Below are 12,473 nucleotides of genomic sequence, written 5' to 3'. Positions count from 1 at the left end.
AGGACCTATGCGTCAGTTCACTTCAAAGCAAGAATTTTGTGCTTGGTTAAACCAATTTGAGCACTCGAGTTTGGCTCCGCAATGGGCATCTGTGGCCAATATTGTCACGGTCGGAGCGAATGCTATCCAGATCGCGATTCCATTTGCGGCTAAAGCGCTCGTTAGCGAGTTGTCTGAATGGGTTCAGTCTCAGCAACAAGGTGGTGAGGTTGCCGCTTTTGAGTGTGAGGTTACCGTGGCACCTAAACCATTGGAAACTCATGTCGGCCATGAAGTAAAAGGGGTAAAAAATGTCATCGCAGTGACGTCTGCGAAAGGCGGTGTCGGTAAATCGACCACTTCAGTCAACTTAGCGCTTGCTATGGCGCAATCTGGTGCAAAAGTCGGGTTACTTGATGCGGATATTTATGGGCCGTCCGTACCAATGATGCTTGGCCAGCAAAATGCGACACCGGTTGTTCGTGATGACAAGTGGATGCAGCCAATAGCCGCGCATGGCATTTACACACATTCGATTGGTTATTTGGTATCGAAGGATGAAGCAGCAATTTGGCGCGGGCCGATGGCGTCTAAAGCACTGGCTCAACTGCTGAATGAGACGGAGTGGCCAGAGCTGGATTATTTGGTGATCGATATGCCGCCGGGTACGGGGGATATTCAGTTAACACTCGCGCAGCAAATTCCTGTGACCGGCGCTGTGATAGTGACCACGCCACAAGATCTCGCATTGGCCGACGCGCGCAAAGGTGCGGCTATGTTTGAGAAGGTACAAGTTCCAGTTGTGGGGCTAGTCGAGAACATGAGTTACCACATTTGCAGTCACTGTGGTGGTAAAGAGCACATCTTTGGGGCAGGTGGAGCGGAGAAGATGTCGAGTGAATATGGTCTCGATTTATTGGCTCAAATTCCTCTGCACATCTCTATGCGTGAAGACATCGATAACGGTTGCCCTACGGTGGCAGCGCGTCCAGATTCTGAACATGCGGCTCAGTATATTCAACTAGCAGAGTCTGTCTGTGCCCGAATGTACTGGCACGGCAAGGAAAAGCCGGCATCTATCCAATTTACAATGGTTGAGTAACGATGAAATGAGCGCTTTTTACGCGCTCATTTGTACATCTTATGGTTTGTAATCGTTTGCGCTGTTGTTATTTATTCCATTTGTAGCTTTGGGCTAAATCCTTACTAGCAACTACAGGCTGAACTCCCTATAATCAGGCGGTTTATCTATTACACACTAATACAATGTGTGCTTTTATGCACAATGCTAGTATTAGAACATGACACCAATTCAATTCATCGGGTGCAAGAATAATGTCTGATAATAATCAATGCGTCATCGTCGGTATTGCTGGCGCGTCTGCTTCTGGAAAAAGTTTAATCGCCAGCACTATCTATAATGAGCTTCGTGAGAAAGTGGGCGATCATCAAATTGGTGTGATTACGGAAGATTGCTATTACAACGATCAGGGCCACCTGAGCATGGAAGAGCGTGTTAAGACCAACTATGACCACCCGAGTGCGCTGGACCATGACCTTCTCTGTGAGCATCTTGAAATGCTAACTCGTGGTGATGCTGTCGAAGTTCCTGAGTACAGCTATACCGAACATACACGTACAGAGAATACGACCTCAATGACGCCTAAGAAGGTGATCATTCTGGAAGGTATTCTTCTTCTAACTGACCCACGCTTACGTGATTTGATGCATGCGACTGTCTTTATGGATACACCTCTCGACATCTGTTTACTACGTCGTGTGAAGCGCGATGTAGAAGAGCGTGGCCGGACGATGGAATCTGTATTGAAACAGTACCAAAAAACAGTGCGTCCAATGTTTATGCAATTTATCGAACCTTCAAAGCAGTATGCCGATATCATTGTTCCTCGTGGCGGTAAAAACCGTATTGCTATCGATGTACTCAAAGCTCACATTGCAAAACTTTTGAAAGCTTAAGCCCTTATCTCATTCAGGCGCTTTATTTTTTATGTAAGAAGTGGCACTTTAGGTGCCACTTTCTTTTTATGTCTCATAAAAGTTTTCCGACAAGACTTATACTTGGGATATTTGTCCACTCACGTCTGGCAATACCCGAATAGCAAGGATAATGCTGATGAAGAAACTGTTCCTATTTATAGCGATTCCTCTAGTAATCATTATCGGTGCTCTATTGGCACTGGTGCTTTTGGTTAACCCAAACCAATTCAAACCTCTTATTGTTGAGCAAGCGCAGAAACAAACTGGCCTTGAGCTAGTGATTGAAGGCGATATCAGCTGGCAATTCTTCCCATCTATCGGCTTTGAGCTTGGTAAAACGGAACTGCGTAACCCGCAGGGTTTTAGCCAGCCAAACTTGTTCAAAGTTGAAACGGTGGGCATTGATGTGTCCGTTATGCCTTTATTCAGCCAACAGCTTGAAATTGGCAACATCACTTTGGATGGCGCAGAGTTTTACTTAGAAACACTCAAAGATGGCCGCAAAAACATCGATGCTTTGACTCAGGCACAAACTACGCAAGCGGAATCAGCCGCAGCGGATACGCCAAAGAGTGAAGCGCCAGTTGAAACAACCTCGACAGAGCCAGATGCTGATCCAGCCTCTGCTTGGACGATCAATCTTGCCGGTGTGACAGTCTCTAATGCTGCGGTTGAAATCCAGGATAAGCTGGCTGGTTCGTACACTAAGCTCTACGATGTGTCGCTCAACTTGTCGGAGTTTGCAGTAGATACTTGGACCAAGGCCGATTTTGCCGCTAAAGGCGAAAACAACCAGCAAAAGTTCACGGCGCAAGGCAGTGCCGAGCTTAAGCTAGCAAAAGGTTTTGCTGAGTATGCGCTGCGTAATATTGATCTCAATGCGAGCTTTAGCGATCCGGCAACCAAGATGGATTCAATCAAGCTAGGGTTGGAAACGTTTGAGTTTGCTAAAGCCAATGCGTTGACTTACAGCATTGCAGGTCAAGCGTCTGGCCTAGACATTAATATGAAAGGCGCTGGTGCACTGACGGTAGACAAAGCGATTTCTAAAGTGATGATGAATCAACTGACTTTGGATGCAACATTCAAAGGTGACTCGCTGCCTCAATCACCAATGAAAGTGGATATGGCGTCTGATTTGACGTTTGATCTGACAAAAAGCCACTTGAGCTTTGTGCTAGAGAAGTTAACCGCCAACGCACTTGCTTTCGATGGTAAGGCGGATGTGACGCTAGGTGATATTCCAAAAGTGCGCTTTGCTCTGCACAGTCCAAATATTGATTTGGATGAGTTTCTTGGTCTCAATAAGCCAGCAGAGAATACTTCAACATCAGGTACGCAAAATACAGGCTCGACAAGTTCTAATAGCGCTTCTGCATCGACAAGTAAGCCACAGGCCGAAGTAGAACCGGATCTGTCAGCGTTGAAGACGTTGGATGTCAAAGGTGACATTACCATTGATAAGTTCAAAGCCAGCAACGCCAGAATGCAGAACGTTAAAGCGAGCTTCAACATCAATCGTGGTATCGCAGAGTTGACATCGTTCACGTCAGACTTGTACCAAGGTTCAATTTCAGCAACCGCTAAATTGGATGCACGTAAGAGCCCAGCCTCTTACACGGCGAAGAAACAAATCAAAGGGGTGAAAGTTCAGCCGTTACTGAAAGATGTGGTAAACAATGACAAGCTGGAAGGCACAGGTAATATTGATGTTGACGTTAAAGGCAGTAGCCTGACGCCAACGGGTATTCAGAAAAACTTAATCGGGACTGTTGGTATTAATTTCACCGATGGCGCGGTCAACGGCATTAATGTGGCACAGTTAATTCGTGAAAACTACGCCAAGATAAAAGGCCAGAAAGTCGAGTCGACCAACGAGCCCCAAAAGACGGATTTCAGTGCGATGAAGGCGACACTGAAACTGAACAAGGGCAATGTGTCGACCAAAGATTTAACCATGCAATCACCACTGCTGCGCATTCGTGGTAATGGTAGTGCCAATTACCTGAATCAAACCGTCGACTTCACGGTTAGCACTTCAATCGTTGGCACTCTGGAAGGTCAGGGCGGTAAAGACATTGATGAGTTGCGTGATGTAACGATTCCAATCAACATCTCTGGGTCTTGGCAGCAACCTAAGTTCAAGTTGGTTTTCGATGATGTTCTGAAGCAAAAAGCGCAGAAAGAAATTGATCGCGGCCTGAAGAAGCTCGATGAGAAACTGGGCGATAAGATTAAGGATGAGAAGACCAAAGAAGCAGTTAATGGCTTACTTAAAGGGCTGTTTAATTAACCCTTCCAAGTAAACTGGCTTGATGCGATGGACGCGAGTTGTACGGTGCATCCATCGCATCAAAGTTAGTTTAATAATAGAGTCAGAGGTTTCGTCGTTAAGCACTAACTCTATTGTGTGTATTTAGGAATGCAGCACCTCTCACACCACTATCATCCCCCAACTCAGCTTTTAGAATGGGAGTATTACAATATCCCCCGAAAACATACTTAGGGAGATAATTAGGTAAATGTCGGTAAATTGAAGCTATGTTTGACATCCCCCCGCCTAACACAATGGCAGCAGGGTCAAAAACATTAATGATTTGAGATAATGCGCGCGCTAATTGATCCAAATAGAGTTCGAAATGCTGCGAAGCCGTGTCACTTTTATCAACTAACTGCATGATTTCTTGGCTAGTAAAGTCAGTTTGGTTTGCACTGTTATAGCGTTTCGCAAATCCAGTTCCAGAAAGAAAAAGTTCGTTGCATGCACTGTTACCACAATAACAAGGTTCGGCTTCTTCATCTTTTTCTGGGGAATAGAATGCAAGCTGATTATGGCCCCATTCGCCAGCAACATTGTTTGGCCCTTTTACTAATTCCTTCTGATAGACTAGGCCACCGCCACACCCTGTACCGATTATGACACCAAATATTGAGTGATGGTTGTTACCAGCCCCAAACATCGCTTCACTTAGGGCAAAACAGTCCGCATCGTTGGCAATTTGTATAGGCCTATCAAAATGGTTTTCCAGATCCGACTTTAAGTTTTGTCCATTCGCGACCAATATATTAGAGTTCTTAATATTGTTAGAAACCGGACAAATCGCACCTGGTATTCCTACCCCTATATTCAGCTCATCAGTTGCTTTAGCCAATACTTGACTAATCACGTTGATCACGTGATCAAGAAAACTTGTATAGTCGTTTTTAACCGTTTTAGTACGCTCATAATGAAGTTGTTGACCAGCTTCATTAAATAGAGCTGCTGAGGTTTTGGTCCCACCTATATCTAGGCCTATATACTGCATGCTTTCTCCCTTATTTACCCAATGGAACGTTGATGGTTAGTGTTGCTATGGTTTCTCTTCGACCATATTCACCGCCTACGTACATGCTGTCGTTGTAGTGATAATCCCACAGGTCTTGGCCAATTAATCCCTTAATAGAGATACCGTTGTCGAGAGTCTTGGTGTAGCTAGTTTCTAGACGGGTATAGAACTCAACAAACTTGTCTCTCAGTACTTCTGTTGAGTCTTCCATACCAAGGTAAAACTCTAGTTTGTTGTGCCAAGTTACCTTGAAACCGCCTTCTTTATAGAGGTCTAGCCAAGTTTCGTTTTCAGAGCCGTAGTGATATTTAATGCCATCGCCAGCCATTGTATCTAGGTAGTTACGGAAGCTGAACATAGAAGAAAAACGGTCGTTCCATTTAGAAACGAGGAAGAAGTTCATTACCTGCTGACGATGACCTGTGTAATTACCGCCACTATGGAATTTACTCGATTCACCCAAAACTATGTATTCCGTTAATAGAGGACGGAAGTTGAGAGTATGCTGACCCTGGTCCCACGGAGTTAAACCATCGGGAAACGAAGTAAGAAAATCGAATTGTAAATAGTAGTCGTTGGAACTCCAGTTTAGGTCACCAGTGGTGTTTTTGAAGTTCCAATCACCTTCCCATGCTAAAGCGGGGCGGAACTTCCAGTCACGTCCAAGGAATTTGAACCCATCATAGTGAAATCTTAGGTGCGCTTCATGATCCCAGTGGTAACCATTTTTAAAGAAATCGTCACCTTCGTCTGTGAAATAGTCAATGCGGCGTAAGTCGAGCCATAGGTCACTTCCTTCCGTGAGCTGTAGCATACCTTGCAATAGTTTCTTATTCACTTCCACTTCATCACGAGTGAAAGGATCAGGAGCATTATTGTAGTCATAGCTGAAATGTCTAAGCTCGGTTTCATTTTGAATCCAACCACCGTCGGCTAAAGCATGAGTGGAGGCCACAGAACATAACGATAGGGTAAGTAGGGAAAGAGTTTTGTTTCTCATTGTTATCTGTTATCCGTGAAAGAATGTCGAGACGGATTGTTTATGAAAAAATGAGTAAGTTCGTTTTTCTGATTTGATTAATTTATAGAAAGAGATTTGTATCACTTAAAAGTCACATTTCAATTTGATGAATTGTGATTTTTATCACCTCGGAAAAGATGTGATGAAGGTTGCATTATTCTGTTTGTTTTCACTTTATTGATTATAAATCAATTGGTTATATTTTTTATTCTTAAAATAAAAAAGTTCCCTAAAATTTAAGAACAACCACTTAGCACTATAGTTTTCAGGGAGTGAAAATTATAGTGTGATCTAGATGGCTATATTTTCTAATAACCATGAAATTTATGAGACTTTGATCACCTTAGTGACAAAATTAGTCATTAGATGACGAATGACTGAAAAAAAAAATTAATCTGGCTTCAACGAAATTAAGAAACGCACGCTCCCGAATTGCCTTAAGTTATTGATATTAAATGGTTGATGGCGATTTGGTCGAGCTGAGGCTTATTGAGGTCAGTATGTTGATGTCCGTTAAAGGCGAGTTAATCGCTTCAGTACAAGCACTTCCACATGAACCACTGTTTGGTTCAGAAACCATGGTTAAAATGGCAAAAGCGGTCATTGAAGGTGGAGCAAAAGCTCTTAGAATTCAGTCGGTTGATGATATTAAAGCGGTCAAGCAAGCTTTTCCTAGTGTTCCTGTCATTGGTTTGATTAAACAGGATTACAGCGATTCCGAAATTTTTATTACTCCTACGTCAAAAGAGGTTCAGGCCATCATAGATGCGGGTGCCGATATGATTGCTCTGGATATGACAGGTAGAGATCGACCAAATGGTGAGTCCATCGAGAGCCTTATTCAACTTATCCGCGGTACTTCTTGCCTCATCATGGCCGATATTGCCACTTATGAACAAGGGGTTGAAGCTGAGAGATTGGGCGTAGATTGTGTGTCCACTACTTTATCTGGCTATACGCCCGATACGGCGCATTTTGGTGATGCTCCTGATTTTGTATTGATTCGTCGACTAAGCCAAACCCTAACGATTCCAGTCATTGCCGAAGGTCGCATCGGCACTCCTACCCATGTTTCTCAAGCTTTGGCTGCAGGTGCTTGGACTGTGGTTGTTGGCTCTGCAATTACTCGTCCTCAATTGATTACTAAGAAATTTGCGGACGCAATGCAAGCAGAGAAGGAGCTAATCTAATGACAGAACTCGCACTTGGCTTGGATTTGGGGGGAACGAAGATCCGTGCCGGTTTAATAGACAGTGAAGGAAAGCTCATTGTTGCGAACACCTCAGCGACAGATATTAGCCAAGGTCGTGAAGGCATATTGAACAGCATCATTGCCGCTATTGTCCCGCTTTTGACACGTGCTCGTCGTGAAAAGAAGCTCCTACTTGGTATTGGTGTTTCTGCCGCTGGTGTGATTAATGTGCGCTCTGGCTCAGTATTGGACGCGACCGATAGTTTGCCTAACTGGAAAGGAACCCGACTTGGCTATTTGCTCGAAGAAGAGTTTGGTATCCATGTGGGGACTGATAACGACGTGAACTGTGCACTGCTTGGTGAGCAATGGTTAGGTGGTGCAGAGAGCTACAACAGCGTAGTTATGTTGACTTTAGGCACCGGGCTTGGCGGTGCCATGCTAAACAACGGACAGATGTTACATGGCTCAAGCTATCTTGCGGGGCACTGGGGACGAATGGAGGTCCCACACCCTTATCGACCGCAGATGAATGTCCCTCTTGAGTCTTTGCTGTCTGGCACAGGATTAAGAGAAACCTTGTTGTTCCAACTTCCAGAGAGTGAGCATGATCGCTATCCCGATGGGTTGAGTGTGATTCAGGCGTACGCGGAGCGAGATCCAAAAGTGATCGCAACGGTTGAAGATTTCATGCGTTTGCTAGCCCGAACCATCAGTAATATTCGTTGGACGGTGGATCCTCAGTTAGTGCTTTTAGGTGGCGGCATGATCAACTCGCGCGAATATTGGTGGGATTTGATGAACCAATATCTAAAAGAGATGGGTGTCATGACGCCAGTTCGACCAGCCACTCTAGGTAATGACGCCGGCATGTATGGCGCTGCAAAAATGGTGTTTAACCATTTTGAAGAACTCAAACAGCAGCGCGATTAACGCTGAATCTCTATTTAAGGACTGAGATTATGTCAAAGAAAATCTGTTCGGTTGTATTCCAAACTCACTGGGATAGAGAGTGGTACCTTCCTTTCGAAACTTTTCGTGCTCGTCTGATTCGTGTGATGGAACGCGTTGTCGATGCTTTAGAAAACCATGAGCTAGAGAGTTTTCTTTTTGATGGCCAAGTGGTTGCAGCGGAAGACTTACTAGAAGCGTGTGAACCAGAACTGGCGGAAAAGCTACACCGATTGATGCAAGAAGGGCGTTTGATCTTGGGTCCATGGTATGTCATGGCGGATGAATTCTTGTGCAGTGGTGAAAGCTTGATCCGCAACCTAGAGATTGGACGCAAGCTGGCACACTCGTTGGGTAATTATCAAAAAGTAGGTTATTTACCGGATACCTTTGGCCATATAGGTCAAATGCCACAACTGCTTTCAGGCTTTAACATCAACAATACAGTGTTATGGCGCGGAATTGATGCTGACCAATCCGAGTTGCGTTGGAAAGGTGCTGATGGCAGCGAGATCTTTATTCTGTTTTTGACTGAAGGCTATTATCAGCATCCGCTGAACACTCAAGACTTTTCGCAAAACATTGACGTTTATCTGAACAAGATCACTGAGCGCGCAACAACAGATAAGCTACTGCTAACCCAGGGTGGTGACCACCTTCGTCCCGCCAATGGCAATATGGCTGAGCGTATTGAAGCTTTCAATGCTTCTCGTGATGACATTGAGCTTACACAGAGTAGCTTAGAGACGTATTTGAATGGGCTAGAAGTGGAAGTGTCGCAAGAGTTGCCAACCGTAGAAGGTGAGCTTCGCGGAAACGATCGTGCTTTTGTGTTGCCGGATGTGCTTTCTACTCGTCGTTACCTCAAGCAACTTAACCAAGAAGCGGAAGATACGTTAACACGTAAAGTGGAACCGCTACTGGCTATGGCACCAGTAGAGAACTATCCCGCTCGTTACCTTGAACAGAGTTGGAAGACTTTGCTGAGCCAACATGCTCATGACTCCATCTGTGGTTGCTCAGTGGATGAGGTTCACCGTGAAATGGTGACTCGATACGAGAAATTGGCTCAGCGCAGTCAAGCAATGATGGACATGGCGCTACTCTCTCTAGGTTGCACCAATGATGAGTTGAGTGCGCAAGATGCGGCGAACCCATTTGCCGATCACACTCAGTTCTCTATTTTCAATCCAAATCCGAAAGATTTCAGCGGTTGGGTAACCGAGCGCGTTTTCCTAAAAGGTGATGAAGCGTACGGTCTTGAGCTAACCACTCAAAGTGGTGAGCCAGTGACGCCAGTTATCACCAAAGCAGAACCAGGCTTTAGCTTTACTTCTCCTATCGATGACTTCCCAGACAGAGTCGAAGGTGTTTGGTATGACATTGCGTTTCAAACTGAGGTAAATGGTCTTTCTTATGAAGCGTTTGAAGTGAACAAATGTTTGACCGCAGAAGCAATTGAAACGACCAGCATGGCGTCAATTTGCAACGATTTCTATCAGATCGAGTGGTGTGAAGACGCCTCATTGAATGTGACTGATCTCAGAACGAATAAAGTATTTGATGGCTTGGGTCGCATCGAATCTTCTTTAGATTGCGGTGACAGTTATAACTATGCGCCAGCGCAAAATGATCAGATCACGGTCGCGCGTTTAGTGGGTGATGTACAAACCCGTCGCCACTCTGATTATTCAGAAATGAGTGCAGAGGTTGAATTGGTGCAACCTGCGGCCTTATCAAGTGATCGCCGGGGTGCGAGTAGTGATGTTGTTATTAGTTGTGGGCAGCTTAAGATCAAACTCTATCGTGATGCAGACTTCATCGATATGGATCTCAACTGGCATAACAAAGCGCAAGACCAACGTCTCTCTATACACTTCCCGACAGGCGAGGAGCTAACGGAGACCTTTGCAGATAGTGCTTTTGAAGTGGCCAGCCGTCCGGTGGTTTACCAAGACAATCAAAGAGTGCTACCAAATAAAGAAGCACGCGTTTCTGTAAACCCAAGTCAATCATTTGTATCTGGAGGTGAGCTGCAGCTCACTCATCTAGGCGTGCCTGAATACCGTGTCGTTAAGCGTGATAGCGATGAGTTGGCTTTAACACTGTTGCGCAGTGTGGGTTGGTTATCTCGACGAGACTTCTCGACTCGTGGCAATGGTGCTGGACCTGATCTGCCTACTCCTGAGGCACAATGTTTAGGCGAACATCACTATCGGTTGCGTCTTCATATCGGTAGTGCAAGCCCAGAGATATTGTGCCAGCGTGCAGAACTGCTTCGCTACTCACCCTTTATGGTGAAGGGCCACAGTACAAACTGGAATACTCCCGTTCGCCTGCTTAATCACGCACTGCAAGTTTCGTGTGTGCGACGCATAGGTGAGGAGCTGGAGGTTCGAGTTTGGAACCCGAGTGGTCAAGAGCAACCTCTCTCTCTCGATAAAGATTACCGCGTGGTGAACTTTATCGGTGAAGAGCAAGGGTTCCAATCCCACATTCAATCAAAACAGATTTTAACTTTGCGCTTTCCTGCGATGTAGAAGAGTTAGCGCACTTAAGAAATAGCGTGCCGGAGCAAGCTCCGGCCTCACACCCCTACACATAATGAGAATAACTATGACGAATTTAGAAATTTTTCGTTTACTGCTTATATCCTGCGTATTGATAGTTTTTGTTTACGCTATGATCACTAAGCGAATTTCCACTCTGATTGCTCTGCCTATTATGGGCGTGTTGACCGCAGTTATTGCTAGCGTTGGTGAAGTGCCTATGCTGGGTCTTTTTGCGCATGAAAATGCCAAAGGGGAAGAAGTTCAAGGCATTATGAACAGCGTTCTTGGCGACGGTGCTCGTATGATGGCTTCTACTATAGCGGCGACCATTTTTGGCGGGGCTTTTGCGGTGCTATTACGACGTGTAGGTGTCGCTGAAGCCATCATTAAAAAGGCAGCCGAGCTTGCCGGTGACCGAGTGCGTGTGATCGCATTTATTTTCTATGTGGCCACTATGATTATCTTCACTGCGATAGGAGGCCTAGGTGCGGTGATTCTTGTCGGCTCCGTTGCTCTGCCTATCATGATGACAGCAGGCATCTCTGGTGTAGTATCAGGCTCGATTATTCTTCTTGGTCTTACTACAGGTGGGGTTATGAACCCAGCAGGTTTTGCGTTCTTTGCAACGATTCTTGAACCTGTTATTGAAGGGGGTTATGAAGCGGCTTATGAAATTGTGGCGCGTATGGCTATCACTTTATTCATTATCTCTTTTATCGTTTCAGTGATTTATATCCTACTCAATGTTAAGAACAATCAGCGTAGTGCTTGGCATGCAAGAAAAACTCAATCCGCTTACGAGCTAAGCAATTGGGCCTTGCTTTCACCTATCGTTCCAGTTTTGCTAGTTTTAAGCTCAATTTATGTTATGCCACAAGTGGTGACTGCTGAGCTCGCCATTATTGCAGGTATTATCTACACCGTTTATGTGTGCAAAATTAAAGACAAGATCAATGCGATTGCTCAGTCTTTTGTCCAAGGTACGCAAGAAGTAGCCGGCGCTATTGTACTGCTTATTGGCTTGGGTATTCTCATTCGTGGTGTTCAGTTCTACACCGTAACACCAATAATCGCGCCGGCGATTGAAATGTTGGTGTCTATGCTGCAAAGCCCAATGACATATGTGATTGGCTTTACTCTAGCTACACCTTTAGTGCTTTATCGTGGCCCACTTAACTCTTGGGGTATCGGAGGTTCACTTCCAGCCATCTTTGCTACCGCAGGCTTCTCGCCAATCGCTGTGGTTTGGGTACTTCGTTCAACGGGAATGATGCAAGGCTTTGGTGACCCAACCAACTCACAAAATATCTGGATTGCAGACTTTGTTCAGGCCGATCCGAACGATATTACTAAGAGCTTGTTCTGGGTAGGCCTAGTGATCACCTTCATCGCTCTTGGCTATGCCATTTTAGTTGACCAAATCCCATTGATTTAACCACGGAGGGTGGGGCTAC

Annotated in this window: 9 protein-coding genes; 7 read left to right on the top strand and 2 right to left on the bottom strand. The window is 45.2% G+C overall.

Going from position 1 to position 12,473, the window contains the following annotated elements; all coding sequences use genetic code 11:
• The first annotated feature begins 7 nt into the window (after positions 1-7).
• From apbC to CTT30_RS10505, 3 genes are all read left to right on the top strand, one after another.
• Positions 8-1,081 carry an iron-sulfur cluster carrier protein ApbC gene (gene apbC / locus CTT30_RS10515; RefSeq protein ID WP_252035135.1) on the top strand — a complete coding sequence of 358 codons (1,074 nt, stop codon included), beginning with the start codon at positions 8-10 and terminating at the stop codon, positions 1,079-1,081.
• 233 nt (positions 1,082-1,314) lie between these two features.
• Positions 1,315-1,956 carry a uridine kinase gene (gene udk, locus CTT30_RS10510; RefSeq protein WP_239838185.1) on the top strand — a complete coding sequence of 214 codons (642 nt, stop codon included), beginning with the start codon at positions 1,315-1,317 and terminating at the stop codon, positions 1,954-1,956.
• Positions 1,957-2,113: 157 nt separating this feature from the next.
• Entirely contained in the window at positions 2,114-4,270 is a 2,157-nt protein-coding gene (locus tag CTT30_RS10505) for an AsmA family protein (RefSeq protein WP_252035133.1), read from the top strand.
• Between the two features lie 97 nt (positions 4,271-4,367).
• Here the strand turns inward: CTT30_RS10505 and CTT30_RS10500 are convergent, their stop codons facing one another.
• Together CTT30_RS10500 and CTT30_RS10495 are read right to left on the bottom strand one after the other, a co-directional pair.
• Positions 4,368-5,282, bottom strand: coding sequence for an ROK family protein (locus tag CTT30_RS10500; RefSeq protein WP_252035131.1), 915 nt, complete (start codon positions 5,280-5,282; stop codon positions 4,368-4,370).
• Between the two features lie 10 nt (positions 5,283-5,292).
• A complete protein-coding gene (locus tag CTT30_RS10495) occupies positions 5,293-6,303 on the bottom strand; it encodes a hypothetical protein (protein WP_239865599.1) in 1,011 nt (336 codons plus the stop codon).
• A 476-nt stretch (positions 6,304-6,779) separates the two neighbouring features.
• Here CTT30_RS10495 and CTT30_RS10490 point away from each other — a divergent pair, with 476 nt between their 5' ends.
• The 4 genes from CTT30_RS10490 (at position 6,780) to CTT30_RS10475 (ending at position 12,454) form a co-directional block, all read left to right on the top strand.
• On the top strand, positions 6,780-7,514 hold the full coding sequence (locus CTT30_RS10490; RefSeq protein ID WP_252035130.1) for an N-acetylmannosamine-6-phosphate 2-epimerase: 735 nt from the start codon (positions 6,780-6,782) through the stop codon (positions 7,512-7,514).
• Positions 7,514-8,449, top strand: a complete 936-nt coding sequence (locus tag CTT30_RS10485; protein ID WP_239865603.1) for an ROK family protein — start codon at positions 7,514-7,516, stop codon at positions 8,447-8,449. Before CTT30_RS10490 ends, CTT30_RS10485 begins: the two co-directional genes overlap by 1 nt.
• Positions 8,450-8,478: 29 nt before the next feature.
• A complete protein-coding gene (locus CTT30_RS10480; protein ID WP_252035128.1) occupies positions 8,479-11,007 on the top strand; it encodes a glycoside hydrolase family 38 N-terminal domain-containing protein in 2,529 nt (842 codons plus the stop codon).
• Positions 11,008-11,083: 76 nt separating this feature from the next.
• On the top strand, positions 11,084-12,454 hold the full coding sequence (locus tag CTT30_RS10475; RefSeq protein WP_239865608.1) for a V-type ATP synthase subunit I domain-containing protein: 1,371 nt from the start codon (positions 11,084-11,086) through the stop codon (positions 12,452-12,454).
• The last annotated feature ends 19 nt before the right edge of the window (positions 12,455-12,473 follow it).

Origin of the sequence: Vibrio coralliilyticus, assembly GCF_024449095.1 — a bacterium.
Classification (GTDB): Bacteria; Pseudomonadota; Gammaproteobacteria; order Enterobacterales; family Vibrionaceae; genus Vibrio; species Vibrio coralliilyticus_A.
The sequence above is the reverse complement of the archived record's forward strand: the minus strand, read 5'-3'. Positions and strand labels throughout refer to the sequence as shown.

Excerpts from the sequence above, each read along its gene's own strand:
- udk (WP_239838185.1), top strand. The coding sequence starts at position 1,315 with ATGTCTGATAATAATCAATGCGTCATCGTCGGTATTGCTGGCGCGTCT.
- CTT30_RS10490 (WP_252035130.1), top strand. The coding sequence starts at position 6,780 with ATGGTTGATGGCGATTTGGTCGAGCTGAGGCTTATTGAGGTCAGTATG.
- CTT30_RS10485 (WP_239865603.1), top strand. The coding sequence starts at position 7,514 with ATGACAGAACTCGCACTTGGCTTGGATTTGGGGGGAACGAAGATCCGT.
- apbC (WP_252035135.1), top strand. The coding sequence starts at position 8 with ATGCGTCAGTTCACTTCAAAGCAAGAATTTTGTGCTTGGTTAAACCAA.
- CTT30_RS10500 (WP_252035131.1), bottom strand. The coding sequence starts at position 5,282 with ATGCAGTATATAGGCCTAGATATAGGTGGGACCAAAACCTCAGCAGCT.
- CTT30_RS10480 (WP_252035128.1), top strand. The coding sequence starts at position 8,479 with ATGTCAAAGAAAATCTGTTCGGTTGTATTCCAAACTCACTGGGATAGA.
- CTT30_RS10475 (WP_239865608.1), top strand. The coding sequence starts at position 11,084 with ATGACGAATTTAGAAATTTTTCGTTTACTGCTTATATCCTGCGTATTG.
- CTT30_RS10505 (WP_252035133.1), top strand. The coding sequence starts at position 2,114 with ATGAAGAAACTGTTCCTATTTATAGCGATTCCTCTAGTAATCATTATC.
- CTT30_RS10495 (WP_239865599.1), bottom strand. The coding sequence starts at position 6,303 with ATGAGAAACAAAACTCTTTCCCTACTTACCCTATCGTTATGTTCTGTG.